General features: G+C 64.8%; 20 protein-coding genes and 1 pseudogene. 14 read left to right on the top strand and 7 right to left on the bottom strand.

What is annotated here, in order from left to right; genetic code table 11:
* Positions 1–24: 24 nt before the first annotated feature.
* Positions 25–729 carry a glutathione S-transferase family protein gene (locus OMP44_RS03960; RefSeq protein WP_273862181.1) on the bottom strand — a complete coding sequence of 235 codons (705 nt, stop codon included), beginning with the start codon at positions 727–729 and terminating at the stop codon, positions 25–27.
* Between the two features lie 306 nt (positions 730–1,035).
* Here OMP44_RS03960 and OMP44_RS03955 point away from each other — a divergent pair, with 306 nt between their 5' ends.
* Both OMP44_RS03955 and OMP44_RS03950 read left to right on the top strand, forming a co-directional pair.
* A complete protein-coding gene (locus OMP44_RS03955; RefSeq protein ID WP_280306568.1) occupies positions 1,036–1,668 on the top strand; it encodes a pyridoxamine 5'-phosphate oxidase family protein in 633 nt (210 codons plus the stop codon).
* A gap of 38 nt (positions 1,669–1,706) precedes the next feature.
* Positions 1,707–2,267 carry a DUF1993 domain-containing protein gene (locus OMP44_RS03950; protein ID WP_280306567.1) on the top strand — a complete coding sequence of 187 codons (561 nt, stop codon included), beginning with the start codon at positions 1,707–1,709 and terminating at the stop codon, positions 2,265–2,267.
* A 36-nt stretch (positions 2,268–2,303) separates the two neighbouring features.
* On the opposite strand, the gene OMP44_RS03945 is transcribed toward OMP44_RS03950, so the two are convergent.
* A complete protein-coding gene (locus OMP44_RS03945) occupies positions 2,304–2,900 on the bottom strand; it encodes an NUDIX domain-containing protein (protein WP_280306564.1) in 597 nt (198 codons plus the stop codon).
* 104 nt (positions 2,901–3,004) lie between these two features.
* Between OMP44_RS03945 and OMP44_RS03940 the strand changes: the two genes are divergently transcribed.
* From OMP44_RS03940 to OMP44_RS03920, 5 genes are all read left to right on the top strand, one after another.
* Positions 3,005–3,757, top strand: a complete 753-nt coding sequence (locus OMP44_RS03940; protein WP_280306563.1) for a DeoR/GlpR family DNA-binding transcription regulator — start codon at positions 3,005–3,007, stop codon at positions 3,755–3,757.
* Between the two features lie 72 nt (positions 3,758–3,829).
* On the top strand, positions 3,830–4,840 hold the full coding sequence (locus OMP44_RS03935; protein WP_280306561.1) for an alpha/beta hydrolase: 1,011 nt from the start codon (positions 3,830–3,832) through the stop codon (positions 4,838–4,840).
* A gap of 74 nt (positions 4,841–4,914) precedes the next feature.
* Entirely contained in the window at positions 4,915–5,091 is a 177-nt protein-coding gene (locus OMP44_RS03930) for a hypothetical protein (RefSeq protein WP_280306559.1), read from the top strand.
* A 101-nt stretch (positions 5,092–5,192) separates the two neighbouring features.
* The gene (locus OMP44_RS03925) at positions 5,193–6,851 is read left to right on the top strand and encodes a methyl-accepting chemotaxis protein (protein ID WP_280306558.1); all 1,659 of its coding nucleotides are present in this window, start codon (positions 5,193–5,195) and stop codon (positions 6,849–6,851) included.
* 231 nt (positions 6,852–7,082) lie between these two features.
* Positions 7,083–7,406 (top strand): hypothetical protein, encoded by a 324-nt coding sequence (locus tag OMP44_RS03920; RefSeq protein WP_280306556.1) that lies wholly within the window; start codon positions 7,083–7,085, stop codon positions 7,404–7,406.
* A gap of 274 nt (positions 7,407–7,680) precedes the next feature.
* Here OMP44_RS03920 and rlmE read toward each other — a convergent pair whose 3' ends face one another.
* Positions 7,681–8,307, bottom strand: coding sequence for a 23S rRNA (uridine(2552)-2'-O)-methyltransferase RlmE (gene rlmE, locus OMP44_RS03915; protein ID WP_187979574.1), 627 nt, complete (start codon positions 8,305–8,307; stop codon positions 7,681–7,683).
* 245 nt (positions 8,308–8,552) lie between these two features.
* Here rlmE and OMP44_RS03910 point away from each other — a divergent pair, with 245 nt between their 5' ends.
* The 6 genes and pseudogenes from OMP44_RS03910 to OMP44_RS03885 all read left to right on the top strand — a co-directional run bounded on the left by OMP44_RS03910 (position 8,553) and on the right by OMP44_RS03885 (position 13,273).
* Positions 8,553–10,202, top strand: a complete 1,650-nt coding sequence (locus OMP44_RS03910) for an NAD(P)/FAD-dependent oxidoreductase (protein WP_280306555.1) — start codon at positions 8,553–8,555, stop codon at positions 10,200–10,202.
* Complete coding sequence (locus OMP44_RS03905) at positions 10,202–10,927, top strand: TrmH family RNA methyltransferase (protein WP_280306554.1); 726 nt, start codon at positions 10,202–10,204, stop codon at positions 10,925–10,927. The genes OMP44_RS03910 and OMP44_RS03905 overlap by 1 nt, the downstream gene beginning before the upstream one ends.
* A 343-nt stretch (positions 10,928–11,270) precedes the next feature.
* Complete coding sequence (locus OMP44_RS03900; RefSeq protein WP_280306552.1) at positions 11,271–11,699, top strand: nuclear transport factor 2 family protein; 429 nt, start codon at positions 11,271–11,273, stop codon at positions 11,697–11,699.
* Positions 11,700–11,867: 168 nt separating this feature from the next.
* A complete protein-coding gene (locus tag OMP44_RS03895; RefSeq protein ID WP_273862192.1) occupies positions 11,868–12,359 on the top strand; it encodes a DUF4126 domain-containing protein in 492 nt (163 codons plus the stop codon).
* Positions 12,360–12,428: 69 nt separating this feature from the next.
* Positions 12,429–12,665, top strand: a pseudogene (locus OMP44_RS03890) (SDR family NAD(P)-dependent oxidoreductase); the annotation flags it as partial.
* Between the two features lie 362 nt (positions 12,666–13,027).
* A complete protein-coding gene (locus OMP44_RS03885) occupies positions 13,028–13,273 on the top strand; it encodes a hypothetical protein (protein ID WP_208691586.1) in 246 nt (81 codons plus the stop codon).
* A 140-nt stretch (positions 13,274–13,413) separates the two neighbouring features.
* Here the strand turns inward: OMP44_RS03885 and OMP44_RS03880 are convergent, their stop codons facing one another.
* The 4 genes from OMP44_RS03880 to OMP44_RS03865 form a co-directional block, all read right to left on the bottom strand.
* On the bottom strand, positions 13,414–13,635 hold the full coding sequence (locus tag OMP44_RS03880; RefSeq protein WP_133860976.1) for a hypothetical protein: 222 nt from the start codon (positions 13,633–13,635) through the stop codon (positions 13,414–13,416).
* 188 nt (positions 13,636–13,823) lie between these two features.
* Positions 13,824–14,507: an LrgB family protein gene (locus tag OMP44_RS03875; protein WP_273862193.1), complete on the bottom strand. Its 684-nt coding sequence runs from the start codon at positions 14,505–14,507 to the stop codon at positions 13,824–13,826.
* Positions 14,500–14,850: a CidA/LrgA family protein gene (locus tag OMP44_RS03870; protein WP_273862194.1), complete on the bottom strand. Its 351-nt coding sequence runs from the start codon at positions 14,848–14,850 to the stop codon at positions 14,500–14,502. The genes OMP44_RS03875 and OMP44_RS03870 overlap by 8 nt, the downstream gene beginning before the upstream one ends.
* A gap of 387 nt (positions 14,851–15,237) precedes the next feature.
* The gene (locus OMP44_RS03865; RefSeq protein ID WP_280306549.1) at positions 15,238–15,858 is read right to left on the bottom strand and encodes a TetR/AcrR family transcriptional regulator; all 621 of its coding nucleotides are present in this window, start codon (positions 15,856–15,858) and stop codon (positions 15,238–15,240) included.
* A 144-nt stretch (positions 15,859–16,002) separates the two neighbouring features.
* Between OMP44_RS03865 and OMP44_RS03860 the strand changes: the two genes are divergently transcribed.
* Entirely contained in the window at positions 16,003–17,265 is a 1,263-nt protein-coding gene (locus OMP44_RS03860; RefSeq protein WP_431312616.1) for a serine hydrolase domain-containing protein, read from the top strand.
* Positions 17,266–17,311 lie beyond the last annotated feature (46 nt).

Raw genomic sequence — 17,311 nt, 5'->3', positions numbered from 1 at the left:
CGCCGGCTCAGGCGCGGCGGCGAACTACCGTTCGGCTGCCGCGGGTGTGTGGCGCGCAACGCCAGCGTAGGCGTCGAGCATCCGCTCGCACCAGGCGGTGATGGGATCGTCCTGAGCCAGCAACGCCTGGGCACTGACGATCCGCGCCCACTGAAAGGCGCCGAAGACGATGTGATCGGCATAGGCCGGGGCTTCGCCGGCCAGGTAATCCTGCACCGCCAGGGTGCTGCGCAGGGGTTTCAGGACGTCGCGGAAGGTTTGCAGCGAGGTTTCGCGTTGCCCAGCCAGGGCCTCCAGCGACACGCCGAATGCCGCCTCGCGCGTCCGCTTGAAGTAGTCCTGGTCGGCTTCAGCCAGCACCCCATGGACGTCGGGCAGGATCAACCGTGCCAGCGCCGGATGGACACTGTCCGCGACCCATTGGTTGATGAAGCGCGTCGTTGCCTTGAGCGCGGCATCGCCCAACAGGGCAGGCCGCTCAGGGTACTGGCGATCCAGATACTCGGCGATGGTCCAGCTGTCACTGACGCACTGGTCGCCGTCGACCAGCACCGGCACCTTGCCCTGGCCGGAAAAGGCGATGGCCTCCTTCTCGTGGAAGCGCCAGGCCACGGTCTCCACCGGCAACCCCTTGTGCGCCAGTGCCAGCCGTATGCGCCAGCAATAGGGGCTGAAGCGGCAGCTGTCGTCGGCGCCGGTCAGTTCGTACAGGCGTAAGGGTTGGGTCATCAGGAGGTTCCTCTTAGTCAGCCAATGGGGGGGTTCGTGGGCGACTGTTGGAACAGGTACAGGCGCCGATCAGGTCTTCTGGGACAGCGGCAAACCGCTATAAGTACCCAGCCGCTTGCGCTTTCTTTGGGTCGCTATGGCGAAGACCCCTAGCCAAGCGACGCTCGCGGGAACCTGCCCACCGACCGGGCTCTGCTCCACCGTATCGGCTACAGTTCAGCCAACCCTTCGCCTGTCGCGAACGTTTGGCACCGGAAGAGCCACGCGTGAGAAGGCGCGCAGAGCACCTCAAACCAGGAGTCTTACATGGAGCAGGACAACCAGGAACAGGACTACATCACCTCGCTGGAATCGCTGGAAAGTCTCTACGGCGAGGTCGCGGCACCCTCGATCCTCAAGGAAACAGACCACATTCACCCTGCCTACCAGCCCTTCATCGAGGCGGCGTCCTTCGTGGTATTGGCCTCCTCAGGGCCCCAGGGACTGGATGCCTCGCCGCGCGGCGATGCGCCCGGCTTCGTGCAGGTCGAGGACGCCAGGACGCTCTACCTGCCGGATCGCCGGGGCAACAACCGCCTGGATACGCTGCGCAACATCCTCCAGGATCCCCAGGTAGCGCTGCTGTTCCTGATTCCCGGCATTGGCGAGACGCTACGGATCAATGGCACCGCCCGTATAGCCGTCGACCCGGCGCTGCTGGCGCGCTTCGAGGTCAAGGGCCAGCGCCCACGGACGGTACTGGAGATCAAAGTCAGCAGTGTCTACTTCCAGTGCAGCCGTGCAGTGATCAGGGCCGGCTTGTGGGATGCCACCAGGCACCTGCCGCGCAGTGCCCTGCCCTCTCCCGGGTCGATCCTCAAGCAGCTATGTCCGACCCAGATAGACGGCGATGCCTACGACCGGGCCCTGCCGCAGCGCATCGCCAACACCCTCTACTAGACCGACCCACCCTGCTTCAGACCCAGCAAGGAACTGCCATGACCCTCACGGACATCCTCGTTCCCACCTACAGGAATCTGCTTGGCGCCCTGTCGGCCTGGCTCGGCAAGGCCGAGGCCCAACGGCCGGATGGCACGGCCGAGACGCTGCTGACCGCCCGCCTGGCGCCCGACATGTCTCCCCTCGCCACCCAGATCCGCTTCGCCTGCGTCCAGGCCCAGGAAGGAATGTTGAGACTGCACGACCAGGTCTTTCCGCCCGAACTGACCGACTTGCTCAACGAAGGCCGCAACGCCGGCGAACAACCGGGCACCCTCGCCCAGGCTCAGACCCGCATCCGCGAAACCCTGGACAGGATAGAGGCGATCGCAGGCACAGGCCGTCCCATCCAGGAAGGCGCACCGGTCGCCCACGAACTGCCCCAGGGCCTGGTATTCGACTTCACGACCGAACAGTACGTCCGCGACTGGGCCCTGCCGCAGTTCTACTTCCACGTGATGACCGCCTACGCCATCCTGCGCGCCCAGGGTGTCGAGCTGGGCAAGGCCGACTATATCGCCCAGGTGCTGCCCTACCTGCGCCCTGGGGCGTCGTCCTAGCCGCCAGGCGGCGAACGCCCAAGGCAGCCCTGGCGATCAGCTGACCGCCAGGCGCGGCATGAGCCTCAGGGCCGCGTACTGCAGCAGCATGATGGTCTTGCCGTCGCGCAGGATCCCGGCATCGATCATCGCCAGCGCCTCCTCCAGCTCGACTTCGAGCACGGCGATGTCCTCGCCCTCCGCGACATTGCCACCCCCGGCCGACTTGCGATCGCCCGAGGCGTATTCGCCGACGAAGAAATGCAGCCGCTCGGTCACCGAACCGGGGCTCATGAAGGCATCGAACACCTGCCGCACTTCCCGCACCTGAAAGCCCGTCTCCTCCTCGACCTCGGCGCGGATGCGCACCTCGGGTTCGGCGGCGTCGAGCAGGCCGGCGGGTGCCTCGATCAGCAGGTCGTCGTGCCCGTTGACGAAAGCCGGATAGCGCAGCTGGCGCGTCAGCACCACGGTGCGCCGCTGGGGATCGTAGAGCAGGATGGTCGCGCCATTGCCGCGATCGTAGGTCTCTCGCGATTGCCGCTGCCAGGTGCCGTCACTGCGCAGGAAGGCGAAGGTGGTTTTCTTCAGCACGAACCAGTCGTCAGATAAAACCTCGACCTCTTCGACACGAATACGCGGGGCGATGCTCATGGGCAGTCCTCTGGGTTGGCGAGCGGTGTTTACCGCCTTGGGGCTTCGCGGTAGAATTCGTGCAGTTTCGTGCAACGTCAAGAATTTTCGTGCAGGAGCCCCGAATGCTCACCCGTGAACGCAAGGCGCTTATCCAGCAGGTACTGCGCCAGGAAGGACGGCTGGTCGCCAAGACCTTCAGCCAGCAGCTGGGGGTCTCGGAAGACACCATTCGCCGCGATCTGCGGGAGCTGGCGGCTGACGGTGTGCTGCAACGCGTGCATGGCGGTGCCTTGCCGGCTTCGGCGGCGGTCGCGGACTACGCCAAGCGCGAAGAGGCTTCCACGGCCAGCAAGGTGGCCCTCGGCCGGGCGGGTGCGCGCTTGATCCAGCCAGGGCAGATTGTCTTTCTCGATGGCGGCACGACCAATGTCCAACTCGTCCGCCAGCTGCCCAAGGATCTTGCGATTACCGTGGTAACCCATAGCCCGAACATCGCGGTGGAGCTGGTCGAGCATCCGCTGATCGAGGTCGAGCTCGTGGGCGGCCGCCTGTTCAAGCATTCCATCGTCACCCTGGGGGCGGCCTGCGCGGAGGCCATCGCCCGGGTGCGCGTGGATAGCTACTTCATGGGCGTGACCGGCCTGCATCCGGAAACGGGCGCCACTACGGGCAATGGCGAAGAAGCCGCGATCAAGCGGATCATCAGCCGCCAGGCGGCGGAGACCTTCGTTCTGGCGACGCGGGAAAAGCTCGGCGCGGCCTCGCCCTACGGCATCATCCCGCTGGCCGACGTCAGTACGCTGATAACGGATGCGGCGCCTGACGCTGAGGTGCTCGGCGCGCTGAGCGCTGCAATGTCCGTGATTCATGCCTGATGCCCGACTACTGGGAGTGGCGACTCGCCCCTCCATCGCCGTACCCCACTGCACCCAATACCGGAGTCGCTTATGGCCAAGGCCGTGACCACCCTTCCGTCTGAAGGCGTGTTGGTGCCGCAACGCATCGTGCCCTTTCCCACCTCGATCAGCGCGCCGGCGAGGGCTGCGCTGCAACGCCTGGTCACTGCCCAGGGTCTTCCGGTCAATGCGCTTCAGCCGCTACCGCCGTTAGCGGACAAGGCAGCCTGGCAAGCGCTCAAGGACCAGGTGAACGACCACTATGCGTTGGCGGTGAAAGGCATGGCGAGCCACCCCCGCGCCAGTGTCGACACCCTGATCCTCGGTGATACCGAAATCCATGTCGCCACGCCCGAAGGATCGGCACACCCCCAGCGAGCCTGTATCGACCTGCACGGTGGTGCCCTGTTGTTCGGCGGTGGCGAGGCCTGCCGCGTCGGCGCGCAGCAACAGGCCGACCGCTACGGCGTTCGGTGCTTCGGCGTGGATTATCGCCTGCCGCCTGACTTTCCCTATCCTGCCGCGCTGGATGACTGCCTTGCGGCCTATCGGCATGTGCTGAGCAAGTACTCGCCTGCCGATATCGTTCTCATCGGACGCTCGGCAGGTGGCAACCTGGCGCTGGCGATGCTCTTGCGCGGTCGCGACGAAGGTCTGCCAATGCCCGCCGGGCTGGTGCTGCTGTCACCCGAGGTCGACCTGACCGAGTCCGGCGACAGTTTCCACACCAACCGCCATGTGGATGTGATGCTGCCCCTCCCCCTGATGCCCATCAATCAACTCTATGCAGGCGACGCCGATCTCGCCCACCCCTATCTTTCGCCCTTGTTCGGTCAGCTTGAGGGATTGCCGCCCACCTTCCTGCAAACGGGTACCCGCGACCTGTTCCTGTCCAACGCGGCGCGCTTGCATCGTGGGCTGCGCCGCGCCCGGGTGCCTGTCGAGTTCTACCTCGGCGAAGGCATGCCCCACGGCGGTTTCATGGGCGGAACAGCAGAGGATGACGACCTGGCCCAAGAGATTCGCGGCTTCATCGAGGCCCTGTGGCAACACCAGGCATAAAGCCAGGTGCTGCCATCGCCGTCTGGCGCACGTGCCAAGGCTCACCGGCCAAGGCGGTCATGGACGAGGCGCGAGTGAGCCGTTTGGGTGCGAAGACGAATGATCAGGCCAGCTGGTCGATGAGTTCTCAGATCGCCGTCGCTACATTTACCGCCTCCGGAAAAGCTATTGCAACAACGTTTATTGGCCAAACTTCAGGAAAGTTCGGCGAATTGGCTGCCATTTGTAAAGGCGGCAAAAAGCCACCATAAACTTCCAGATATTCGCACCGAAAGCCTGACTATTGACGTCACTATCCCGTCGTCGCTTGCAGCTAGCTGTGACCGCTAGTCCTTCTCCGAGGAGCTTTCAGATGTTCAAGAATTTCCGGATTGGCACCCGCCTCATCGTGTCCTTCATCGCCGTGGCGTCCATCAGCCTGGTGGTGGGATTGGCGGGCCTCAGCAACAGCAGTCAGATCAACGATCTCGCGACTCAGCTTTATCAGAACGAATTGCTCGGGCTTTCCTACATCAAGGAGGCCAACATGAATCTGGTCTTCATCGGCCGCGCGCGCAGCAACTACCTGCTGGCAACCTCCGAAGAGGATCGCACTCGTGCCCAGGCGGAGGTCAAGCTGGGGCTGGCCAATGTGCGGGACAATCTCGCCAAGGCCCGCCCTCTCTTTAGCAGCGAGGCATCGGCCGCCAATTTCCGGCAGATCGACGAGTTGCTCGGCAGCTATACCTCTCAGCTGGACCAGGCCATGGCGATCGCCGGCAAGCGGACGCTGCGTGATGCCGATCCTGAGCTGGATAGTCAGCTGGTCAGTGTTCGCCGTTTTGGCGACCAGGTAGGTGTGCTGATGACCGAACTGTCCAAGCGCAAGGAGCAGAACGCCAGCGACGCCAACGACCTCACCGACCAGATCTATGCCCGCAGCCGGGTCATGCTGATCGGCATCATCGCGGTGGGCGTGGCCTTTGGCATCCTGCTCGGCTTCCTGATGAGTCGCAGCATCACCCGCCCCTTGCGCGCGGCCGTCGCGATCGCCGATCGCCTGGCGGCAGGCGACCTCACCCAGCGCATCGACGCCGAAGGCCGGGACGAGACCGCCGCGCTGCTGCGCGCCATGGACGGCATGAATCAGCGCCTGTCGCAGATCATCAGCGACGTCCGCAGCGCCTCCGATGGCCTGGCCAGCGCCTCGGAGGAGATCTCCGCCACCGCCCAGAGCATCAGCCAGGCGAGCACCGAACAGGCCGCCTCGGTCGAAGAAACCAGCGCCAGCGTCGAGCAGATGTCGGCGTCCATCGCCCAGAACACCGAGAACGCCAAGGTCACCGACGGCATGGCCGGCAAGGCCAACCGCGAGGCGAACGAAGGCGGCCAGGCCGTCAGGGACACCCTGGTGGCCATGAAGACCATCGCCGCCAAGATCAGCATCATCGACGACATCGCCTACCAGACCAACCTCCTGGCCCTCAACGCCGCCATCGAGGCGGCGCGCGCCGGCGAGCATGGCAAGGGCTTCGCCGTGGTGGCTTCCGAGGTGCGCAAGCTGGCGGAGCGCAGCCAGGTCGCCGCCCAGGAGATCAGCAACGTCGCCCAGGGCAGCGTGGCCCTGGCCGAGCGTGCCGGCGTGCTGCTGGACGAGATGGTGCCCTCCATCAGCAAGACCTCCGACCTGGTGCAGGAGATCACCGCCGCCTCGGAAGAGCAGACCTCCGGCGTCGAGCAGATCAACGGCGCCATGCTGCAGCTCAGTCAGGTCACCCAGCAGAACGCCTCGGCGTCCGAGGAACTGGCCGCCACTGCCGAAGAGATGAGCAGCCAGGCCGAGTTGCTCCAGCAGCTGATGGAGTTCTTCACCCTGAACAGCGCCCTGGGCGGGCAGGACCTGACGCGCCCCGCTCCCAAACGCTCGGGACCGGGGCTGGCCAAGCGCGCCGCTGCGCGGGTCGACAGCTCGCGGCATGCCACCCAAGGCGGCATACCCGTGGGCTATGCCCGTTTCGAAGAGCCGGCCTGAGATCGGGCCGGCAATACGTTGCCCTTTGACGAGGGTGTTCACCCCGGGTGGGCACCTTCGCTGCCAAGGCGGCCGGCGGACGCATTCAGGATCCCTGGCCGCGCTATCTGCCTGAAAGTCTCAGCTGCGTACGCCAAGAAAGGCTTTCAGCTGAAGCACGATAGGCGTGACTTCTTCTTTAGTGGTGAAGCCGATCCGCGGCCAGTCATAGCGACTGTCGCGTTCGGTGGCGTGACCACTGTCGACCTTCAACTGCCTGAAGAACTGGCGGGTTTCGACGATCCCTCGGCCCGCGCGCCTGGCGTGGGATTCGACCTCGAAGGCAATCTCGCCCAGATTGCCCTCGGCCAGTCCGGCGACCGGCCGATACAGGAAGATCTGGCCGCGCTCGGCCTTTACTCACCTGAAGCCATGCCCGCTTTCCAGCTCGTACAGCGATCCGTAGACCTCCGTCAGCAATCTTCTGGCGGTCTCGAATACATAGCTATCCATCTCTTCCGCCCCCAGTTTTCGGCACAGGCTCACCGCAACCCCAGCTTGAGCGCAGATGAATAGGAAACCCTAGCAGTCGCCCAGGAATTAACTCCCGCCGGAAACATCGCTTCACAGTTGTGTGACCTGGACCAAGAGGAGGGGCCGTCGGTCCTGGCCCTGACTATGGGGTTTTCAGCATCTTCTGAGAGGGGAATAGGTTTTCGCCGGACGCGCCGATGCGCTGCGCGCTGATCCAGCATCCGGCGCAGACCCTCAGTGAGTAGCGGCAGGTATTAATACGGAGCGGACGATCAGCCCGGCGGGCCAGCGAACAGGCCCGCGCCGGCAGCAAGGGCTAGAGCTGGCCCTTGAAACCCTTGCCCACCAGATAGACCTCGCGCGAGCGGGGACGCGAGGCTTCGGGCTTGCGGATCGACACCTTCTCGAAGGAGGTGCGTACGTCTTTCAGGAAGACATCGGAGCCTTCGCCCTGGAACACCTTGACCACGTAGTTGCCGCCGGGCTTGAGCACCTGGCGCACCATGTCGAGGGTCAACTCCACCAGGTACATGGCCGCCGCCTGGTCAGCCGCCGCGACCCCGCTGATGTTGGGGGCGATGTCGGAGACGATCAGGTCGGGCTGGCGCCCTTCGAGCATGCCGAGGATCTTCTGGAAGACGGCATCGTCGGTGAAGTCGCCCTGGACGAAGTCGACGTTGTCGAGGGCCCCCATCGGCAGGATGTCGGTGGCCACCACGCGGCCCTTCTCGCCGACGATGCCACCCGCCACCTGCGACCAGCCGCCCGGGGCCGAGCCCAGGTCCATGACCAGCATGCCGGGACGGATCAGCTTGTCCTTCTCGTTGAGCTCGATCAGCTTGTAGCTGGAGCGCGAGCGCAGGCCGTCTTTCTGAGCGCGTTTGACGTAGGGATCGTTGACGTGTTCATCCAGCCAGCGACGGCTGCTTTTGGATCTTTTCATGTTGGAACTACCACGGGAAAGCGGGTGAGAAGCGGCCGTTCGCCAGGTCTGGCCGGCCGCGAAGTGGCGGCGATTATAAGCCGATAACGCGGCTGGACGAATCGGCGATCGCCCGAGCGTCCGTCAGACCGCCCAAAGGAGCGCCCATCGTCCCGGCCTGACAGCGCCGGGGCCGCCGGGTACAATCGCCGCCCTACCCCTCCTCGTCCCTTCCTTTGCCGGAGTCACCGGCCAGGATTATTGCCATGATTCGCCTCAACGAACTGCAGCTGCCGCTTGACCACACCCCCGCCGAATTGCGCCAGGCCATCCTCCAGCGCCTGAAGCTGAGCGACGCCGACCTGCTCGATTTCACCGTGTTCAAGCGCAGCTACGATGCGCGCAAGAAGAACAGCGTCATCCTGTTCATCTACATCATCGACCTGGAGGTGCGCGACGAGGCGGCGGTGCTGGCGCGCCTGGCCAATGACCTGCACGTGCGCCCGGCACCGGACACCGGCTACTACCCGGTCGGCCAGGCCCCGGCGAATCTGGCCGAGCGCCCGCTGGTGGTGGGCTTCGGTCCCTGTGGCCTGTTCGCCGCCCTGCTGCTCGCCCAGATGGGCTTCAAGCCCATCGTGCTGGAGCGCGGCAAGGAGGTGCGCAGCCGCACCAAGGACACCTGGGCGCTGTGGCGCAAGAAGGTGCTGAGCCCCGAATCCAACGTGCAATTCGGCGAAGGCGGAGCGGGCCTGTTTTCCGATGGCAAGCTCTACAGCCAGATCAAGGATCCGAAGTTCTACGCCCGCAAGGTGATGCACGAATTCGTCCGCGCCGGCGCGCCGGAAGAGATCCTCTACGTCAGCAAGCCGCACATCGGCACCTTCCGCCTGACCGGCGTGGTGGCGGCCGTGCGCGAGGAAATCATCGCCCTCGGCGGCGAAGTCCGCTTCGAAACCAAGGTGACGGATCTGCTGATCAACGACGGTCAGCTCGAAGGCGTGGTGCTGGCCAATGGCGAGACCCTGCACAGCCGCCACGTGGTGCTCGCCCTGGGCCACAGCTCGCGCGACACCTTCCGCATGCTGCATCGCCAGGGCGTGTACATCGAAGCCAAGCCCTTCGCCGTTGGCTTCCGCATCGAACACCCCCAGGGCATGATCGACCAGGCCCGCCTGGGCAAGTACGCCGGTCACCCAGAACTGGGCGCCGCCGACTACAAGTTGGTGCATCACGCCAAGAACGGCCGCGCGGTCTACAGCTTCTGCATGTGCCCGGGCGGCACCGTGGTGGCGGCCACCTCCGAGCCGGGCCGCGTGGTCACCAACGGCATGAGCCAGTACTCGCGCAACGAACGCAATGCCAATTCCGGCATCGTGGTGGGCATCAATCCCGAGCAGGACTTCCCCGGTGATCCGCTGGCCGGCGTCGAACTCCAGGAGCGCCTGGAATCGCGCGCCTACGAATTGGGCGGCAGCGACTATTCGGCGCCTGGCCAACTGGTCGGCGACTTCATTCGCGGCGTGTCCTCCACCGCCTTCGGTGAAGTCGAGCCCTCCTACAAGCCCGGCGTGCGCCTGGGCGACCTGGCGCCGTCGCTGCCCGACTACGCCATCGAGGCCATCCGCGAAGCCCTGCCCGCCTTCGGCAGGCAGATCCGCGGCTTCGACCGCCATGACGCCATCCTGACCGGGATCGAGACCCGCACCTCCTCGCCGGTGCGCATCACCCGCGACAACGACAGCCTACAGAGTCTGAATCTGCGCGGCCTGTATCCGGCCGGGGAAGGCGCTGGCTACGCAGGCGGTATCCTGTCCGCCGGCGTGGACGGCATCAAGGTGGCCGAAGCCCTGGCCAAGGCGATGCTCGCGGAAGGCGACGCGCAGGCCGCACCGCTGGTTCGGGCCGCTGGCTGATGAAGCTCGACGACATCAGGAAGCTCCACCAGAAGAAGTACCGTGCCGAGTTCGGTCACTTCCTGGTGGAGGGCGAGCACCTGGCGCTGGAACTGCAAAAGGCTGCGCTGGGGAATCCCCAGCTGCAGCGGGCCGAACTCTATGTGACGGGCGCCTACGAGCACTGGCAGAGTCCGTTCCGGACGCACCCGATCAGCGACCGGCAGATGGCGCAGCTTGCCGATACCAAGACCCCACAGGGTATCCTTGCGGTGGTGCCCATGCCCCGGGAGCCTGTGGCAGCAGCGGTCGAGGGCGAGCGCGCCGTCTATCTGCACGAGATCCAGGACCCGGGCAATCTGGGCACCATCCTGCGCACCCTGGCCTGGTTCGGGCGCTTCCGCTGCCTGCTCAGCCCGGGCAGCGTCGACCCCTACAATCCCAAGGTGGTCCGCGCCAGCATGGGCGCCATCTTCCACACCCCGCTGGAGCTGGACGTCGACCTCGACGGCCTGCAGGAGCGCTTCCCCCGCCTCGCCTGCCTCGACATGCAGGGCATGCCGGTGCAGTCCGCCGCTTTCGCAGCCTTCGACTGCTACCTGTTCGGCAACGAAGCCCGCGGCGTTCCCCGTGAGCACCTCGCGGCCCTGAACGCCCAGCCCTTCACCATCGCCGGCTCGGGCGCCATCGAGTCCCTGAATCTGGCGGCCACGGTGAACATGTGCGCCTATGAGTTGAGTCGGTAGCGATCAGCCACGAGTACCGGGCGCATTGGCGCCTAGACGGCAGAGGACGAGCCGCCAGTCCCCTCGCTGAGGTGAACGCGGCCGGATGGCCATCCCGTCGGCAGTACCGACCTCTCGACTCGGCGCCACCTGGTGCACGCGGCAACAGGCCTCCGCTCAGACCGATGTCCCGACTACCAGGAAACCGGCTTTCAGACAGGCACTTTCCGGGTAGCCGCGCAGGACTGGTCTTGCGCCCTCCAGCCAGGCACAATCGCATAGTCATACGATGACAGACAAGACTGTGTGATCTGTGGCTCTCGCCACCTGGCATTTCCGACAACTACAACAAAAGGATCCGAGCATGAAAAAGTTGAAACTAGCGGTAGGCTTCCTCTGCCTGTTCAGTGGCTATGTCGCAGCAGCAACAAGTGATGAAAAGGACGTCGCCTCCGCCGTCGACCAGCTGACCCAGGCCATGTGGCACAAGGATATTGCGCAGCTCAAGGCGCTGACCGCAGACAGCCTGACCTATGGACATTCGAGCGGCAACATCCAGGACAAGCAGGCGTTCATCGCCGACATCGAGACGGGCAAAAGCGCATTCAACGAGCTGAAGATGCTCAACCAGAAGATCACCCTATCCGGGGACGTCGCGCTGGTGCGCAACCACTTTTCAGCTCAGGCCGTAAACAGTGGCAAGGTAGTGCCGACCGAGATCGAGAACTTTCAGATCTGGCAGAAACAGAAAGGCCACTGGCTGTTGATCGGGCGCCAGGCATTCCGCTTCTGATCGACCCAGGCGTCAGTCGTTGTAGCGCCAACGTTGACTGAACGTCGCCAGGCCTCGGCGGCGTTCCTGCAACGTCACGCACGAGCCGCGAATGTCTGCGGACCCGGTAATCTGAACAGGCCCGCACACACCCGGTCCGTATTGGTATGACTACCGGGAGAATCGACCATGACGACAGCCAGCAATCTCTTGTGGGGCGCCTTGGCCATTGGTGTGGTGACAGGCATGCGCAGCATGCTGGCGCCGACCCTGGTCAGCGCGGCGCTGGCGGGGCGTGAGGATATCGCGAGCGCTGACGAACCCGCACCTACCCTCGCGTCGTCTCGAGTACGGCAGTACGGGATACCCCTGGCTGCGGCGGAGCTCCTGGGCGACAAACTGCCCTTCGCGCCGGACCGCACCATTGCGCCCTCAATGCTGGTCCGTGCCCTGTCCGGTGGCATCAGTGCCGCGGCACTCGCCGGTGCGCAGCGGCAACCGCGACTGCTGCCTGCACTGATCGGGGCAACCGCTGCCTGTGTCGCCGCCAAGGTAGCGATCGATCTGCGCAAGGGCTACGCCCGCAACGCCTGGCTCAATGCCGGCCTCGGCCTGGCCGAAGACTGCCTGGCTTTCTCGCTGGCCAGGGCCGGGTTGCGTCGAGCACTGCGGGATAGCTAGGCGAGGACCAAAGCATCGCGCACAAGCCACGGGACGCAACAGGGTGCTTGGAGCCGGGCGGTAGCCGCCGCAGGCCTGTCGGAGTTCGCGCCGTTCGAGAGCATCAGCGGAGAGCGCTTCGACCGGACCTTCGCGCTCAACGTGCGCGCTCTGCTCTTCGCCACCCAGGCAGCGACGGCGAGCATGCCCAATGGCGGCGCCATCGTATTGATCGACTCCATCGCCGCGGCGATCGGCACCCACGGCTATGGCGTCTATGGCGCAAGCAAGGCCGCAGTGCGCTCCTTCGTGCACCTGGGCCAATGAACTGGCACCCCGCAACATCCGCATCAACGTCGTTGCGCCGCGACCTCGGCGGAAGTATGGGAGCAGCTGAACAGGCTGATCCCGCTCGGCCGTATGGCACGTGTCGACGGTGGCAAGGCGTAGGTCTGAAAGGCATTGCCCCTGCATCCCAGGCAAAGGATCAATGCGTTGCTCCTGCACATCCGGGTAAAGGGTAGGTGCTCGGAAACAGGCATGGCATCAGGAGGGAGATCCAAGCCGCTTCACTGGCTTCCTGACCGCTCGTCTAGACAGGACCAAGCCAGCGGATCAATTATTGCGATATTCAAACGGACGAATCATAGTGGCCTTATGACCTCTGCCTGATCGAAGCCCGACGCCCTATGCACCCTGATCCCCAGAGCCACGCCCGCGAGGCGCTGCTTGGCCTGCATCGCCAGCTACAGGAAAACGCCAGGCGGCTGGGCACGGTGGACTGCGACGATCCGGACGTCCGCGCTGTCCTGCAGGCCGTGCAGGATCTCAATGAGCGGGTTGCCGACATGGTGGCCGAGACGGCCCTGCTGGCGCCGCTGCCGCTGGACCCGGTCGCAGGAAGCAGCGCTCACGACGCCACCGATCAGCGCTGATCCGCCGGACCTTTCTGCCTGAACGCGCCGCCGCCCTGCCCGGTGTTCGAGACACCATGCGGTGCGGCGCAGGGCAATCGACAGAGAGTGTCGGCAGACCAGGACGGCTGGCTGCCGAAACCGGGCCAGCGCGCAGACGCCTAGCGGCCGGCGTCCTTACCCGGCAGACGCTGGAAGGCACGGGCCCATTCGAGCAGGGAATTTTCCTCGTCGGTACGATCGTCCACCCCACACTCTTCCAGCACGGTCACCACGCGATTCATGAAGTCTCGATCAACGCGCGCCTGCTCCATGATCCGGTCCAGATTCAGCTGACCGAGTTGCTGGAGGGTGGTCTGAAATTCCTTGTCTTCCATGCCCATGACGTCTGTCCCTGTAAGCACGGCTGCCGATCGCCGGCTGGCCTAGTGCTATCATCTTTCGCGCGGGCGTTATTCACATAACGGTTATCGCATGAAGTGTCGATAATGATGACTGAGCGGCAGTTGGCAGCGCTCCGAGCTCGTCGACTCAGGGCTTCCGGTCGGCCCGCTCCTGGCGGCACTGGCGCTCAACCGAGCACCAGCGGCAGCACCAGAGCGGTAACGATCCCGAGCAGGATCATGCCCAGCGCCGAGAACGCCGCCGTCTCCTGGCTTTCCCGCAAGGCATGGGCGGTGCCTATGGCATGGCCGTTCATGCCGAGGGTCAGACCGCGGGCCGCGGGATCCTCGACCTTGAAGACCTTGAGCAGTGGCAGCGCCAGCGTGGTGCTGATGACGCCGGTCAGCATCACGATCACCGCGGTCAGCGGCGCGACGCCACCGAAATGATCCGCCAGGGGCAAGGCGATCGGCATGGTCACCGACTTCGGCAGCAGACTCATCAGCAGTGTCTCCGGCAGGCCGAACAGCCAGCCCAGGGCCAGGGTCAGGGAAGCACCTACCACGCCGCCAACCGTGAGGGTTATCAGCAGCGGCGTGCAGAGTGCCGTCACGCGCTGGACGTTCTTGTAGAGCGGAACGGCCAGGCCCACGGTGGTGGGTCCGAGCAGCATCGAGAGCAAGCCGCTGGCGCTTCGATACCTGTCGTAGGGAATCCCGCCGATCAAGAGCACGGTCGCGACGATGGCGGTGGTGATCAGCACCGGTTGCAGCATGACCAGGCGCAGGCGCTGTTGCAGCACGAGCGCCAGTTGATAGGCCGCGAGCGTCAGGGACAGGGCCAGCAGGGAAGCGAGGGCCGGGTCAGACATGGTCTTTGTTTCTACCGATCAGGTACTGCAGCAGCCAGCCACACAGGGGCACGGTGACCAGCAGGGACAGGGCGATGACCAGCACCAGGCGCAACCACACCGAGGTCTCGAGGCCGCTGAAATCGACGATGCCGACCGCCGGCACCACGAGCATCAGGGGAAGATAACCAAGCAGATTGCCCGCCATCTTCTCCACCCCTTCGGGCACCCTGCGCAGCAGGATCAGCAGGGCGAAAAGCACGATGATCCCTATGACACTGGCCGGAATGCCGCCGATGAAATTCGTCATATAGGTGCCAAGCAGGTAGCAACCCACCAGTGTCAGGAAGCCCGTTACGTTCATAACCACCCCGAATGCCTTGTTATTCCAAACAGTCCGCACTATGCGCCCGCGCAGCCATGCCAGGCCCGCGCCAGCCGGACCGGTCCGTTGGCTGTCGCCCCTTCCGCAAGAGCGGTGATCTCTGCCGGTCAGGCTGTCTGACGTTCCCCTGCTACGCGCGGCCTCACTATAGGCGCATCTGAAAATGGCTGGGCAAATCCATGCCGAGCTCAGCGAAAGATACCCATCCTGTTCGGCTCACTGCTGGGTTGGCGCCGCGATCCGCTTCGCCTTCTCCCTGACCTCGCAATCGGCTCGCCGGCTATCCCGCCACGTTCCCTGAGCGAGACCTGTCGAGACGCCAGCCGGTCCGGGAAGACAACCAAGGCTGATGCAGCCACTAGCGCCTCACGCCGGTACCGCGCGCATGCCTTCGAAGATCAGGCGCGTGGTGTTGCGCACGGTGGCCGCGTGACCTTCGCGATCCATCTCGTCACTGGCCGTCAGGCGCAGCAATTGCAGATGCGAGTAGTCGTTGAGCAGGAAGGCCGCCAGCTCCACGTCCAGATCGGCGCGCAGCTTGCCGGCGGTCTGCAGCTCGCGCAGCACCTTGGCGATCTCTTCCTGCAGGCCGCGGTTCATCTGCCGGTAGGCCTGGGGCAGACCGCTGTCGCCCCCCACCAGCACCAGCGGCAGCAATTCGCGCCAGAGGGCAGCGGGCAGGACGTCCAGTGCGTAGCTGACGAGCAGGTGTTCCAGGTGGCAGAGCGCATCGACGGGATCCGCGACGTCGCGAAGGTGCCGGCGCACGTCGATCAGCGCCCGGCGATCGGACTCCTTGATCATCTCCAGGATGATCTCGTGCTTGCTGCCGAAATACTTGAACACCGTGGGCGCCGAGACGCCGGCCTCGCGGGCGATCTGCTCGACGGTGGTCTCGCGAAAGCCCTGACGCTGGAACAGCTTGACCGCCGCGGCCGAGATGGCGGTGCGGCGTAATTCCTTCTGACGTTCGCGTAGGCCGCTCACCGTCGCTCCTGATTCCCTTGGGGTGCGATGGAGAATAGCTGGCGGGGCTTGGGTATGAAAATTATTTTATTGACTAAATAAATTAACAGGGTTAATTATTTTCCCGTACCTGCTCTACGCAGGGCCACTGCCAGGATGAGTCTGATGAACCAGAGCCTCGACCGCTCCCTGGTTTCCCGGAATCGGGGAGTCAGCGAGATGTACGACCAACAAGAACAAGAGCCCGTACTGATGCAGGGTTTTCCGGCCGAGCCGGACCAGCGCGTGACCTGGGCCAACTGGATGTCACCGCCGTTCAATCGCTGGGGCTTTCGCAACCTGGCGCGCCTGCGCCCCACCATCGAGGTGGCTGCCGGGCCGCGATCGGACAGGGTGCTGGCCCATGCGCCCGTGGCCCTCGAAGCGCTGAGATTCCAGAGCAGCTGCGGCCGCAGCGTCAGCGCCCTCGACCATCTGCAGGCCAGCAAGACCGACGGCTTTCTGGTGCTGCACCAGGGCCGCGTGGTGTACGAGCGCTACTTCAACGGCCAGGTCGCCACCGACCGTCACATCATGTTCTCGGTCACCAAGTCGCTGATCGGAGTGCTCGGCGAGCAACTCATCCACGACGGCGTGCTCGATGCCCAGGCGCCGACCCAGCATTACGTGCCGGAACTGGCCGGCAGCGCCTTCGGCGACGCCAGTGTCCGCCAGTTGCTCGACATGGCCGTGGGCGTCCACTACACCGAGCTCTACGACGATCCCACCTCGGCAAGCTCGCAATATGGCTATGCCTGTGGCTTCAAACCGGCCCTGCCCGACTACGCCCAGTACGAATCCCTGTACCAGTACCTGCCGTCATTGCGCAAAAGATGCGAGCACGGCGGCCTCTTCCATTACGTGACCGCCACCACCGAGGTCCTGGCCTGGGTGATGGAGCGCGCCAGCGGCCTGGGCTGCGCCGAACAGCTGCAGCGGATCTGGCAGCAACTCGGCTGCGAGCGCGACGCCTACTTCATGGCCGATCCCTGGGGTCGCAGCGTCGCCGGTGCCGGCTTCAACGCCACCTTGCGCGACATGGGCCGCTTCGGCCTGATGCTGGCCAACGGCGGGCGGGTCGACGGCCAGCAGGTCATCGAACAGGCGGTAGTCGAGGCCATCGCGGCGGGCGGGGATCCGGCCCTCTATGGCGTGCACCAGGACTTCGCCGACTGGACCCCGGGCGCCTCTTACCGCAGCCAGTGGTATGTCTTCAACGACGAAAGTCCGGCCATCATGGCCAGCGGTATCCACGGCCAGTACCTGTTCGTCGACCGCGCCGCCGAGGTGGTGATCGTCAAGCAATCCTCGCTACCCGAAGCGGTCACCGAACTGGACATCGATACCGTACGGCTGCTGCGCGCCATTGCCGCCCGACTGCGCGGCTGATCCATCCCTAACGAGATCGACGAGCGCCGGCCCGCCAGCGCTCCCA

This window comes from Pseudomonas flavocrustae (assembly GCF_029872515.1).
Taxonomy (GTDB): Bacteria; Pseudomonadota; Gammaproteobacteria; order Pseudomonadales; family Pseudomonadaceae; genus Chryseomonas; species Chryseomonas aestiva.
This window is presented reverse-complemented; position numbering and strand designations above follow the sequence as displayed.

Coding starts and splice junctions, on each gene's coding strand:
- OMP44_RS03960 (WP_273862181.1), bottom strand. CDS start 729: ATGACCCAACCCTTACGCCTGTACGAACTGACCGGCGCCGACGACAGC.
- OMP44_RS03955 (WP_280306568.1), top strand. CDS start 1,036: ATGGAGCAGGACAACCAGGAACAGGACTACATCACCTCGCTGGAATCG.
- OMP44_RS03950 (WP_280306567.1), top strand. CDS start 1,707: ATGACCCTCACGGACATCCTCGTTCCCACCTACAGGAATCTGCTTGGC.
- OMP44_RS03945 (WP_280306564.1), bottom strand. CDS start 2,900: ATGAGCATCGCCCCGCGTATTCGTGTCGAAGAGGTCGAGGTTTTATCT.
- OMP44_RS03940 (WP_280306563.1), top strand. CDS start 3,005: ATGCTCACCCGTGAACGCAAGGCGCTTATCCAGCAGGTACTGCGCCAG.
- OMP44_RS03935 (WP_280306561.1), top strand. CDS start 3,830: ATGGCCAAGGCCGTGACCACCCTTCCGTCTGAAGGCGTGTTGGTGCCG.
- OMP44_RS03925 (WP_280306558.1), top strand. CDS start 5,193: ATGTTCAAGAATTTCCGGATTGGCACCCGCCTCATCGTGTCCTTCATC.
- rlmE (WP_187979574.1), bottom strand. CDS start 8,307: ATGAAAAGATCCAAAAGCAGCCGTCGCTGGCTGGATGAACACGTCAAC.
- OMP44_RS03910 (WP_280306555.1), top strand. CDS start 8,553: ATGATTCGCCTCAACGAACTGCAGCTGCCGCTTGACCACACCCCCGCC.
- OMP44_RS03905 (WP_280306554.1), top strand. CDS start 10,202: ATGAAGCTCGACGACATCAGGAAGCTCCACCAGAAGAAGTACCGTGCC.
- OMP44_RS03900 (WP_280306552.1), top strand. CDS start 11,271: ATGAAAAAGTTGAAACTAGCGGTAGGCTTCCTCTGCCTGTTCAGTGGC.
- OMP44_RS03895 (WP_273862192.1), top strand. CDS start 11,868: ATGACGACAGCCAGCAATCTCTTGTGGGGCGCCTTGGCCATTGGTGTG.
- OMP44_RS03885 (WP_208691586.1), top strand. CDS start 13,028: ATGCACCCTGATCCCCAGAGCCACGCCCGCGAGGCGCTGCTTGGCCTG.
- OMP44_RS03880 (WP_133860976.1), bottom strand. CDS start 13,635: ATGGGCATGGAAGACAAGGAATTTCAGACCACCCTCCAGCAACTCGGT.
- OMP44_RS03875 (WP_273862193.1), bottom strand. CDS start 14,507: ATGTCTGACCCGGCCCTCGCTTCCCTGCTGGCCCTGTCCCTGACGCTC.
- OMP44_RS03870 (WP_273862194.1), bottom strand. CDS start 14,850: ATGAACGTAACGGGCTTCCTGACACTGGTGGGTTGCTACCTGCTTGGC.
- OMP44_RS03860 (WP_431312616.1), top strand. CDS start 16,003: ATGAACCAGAGCCTCGACCGCTCCCTGGTTTCCCGGAATCGGGGAGTC.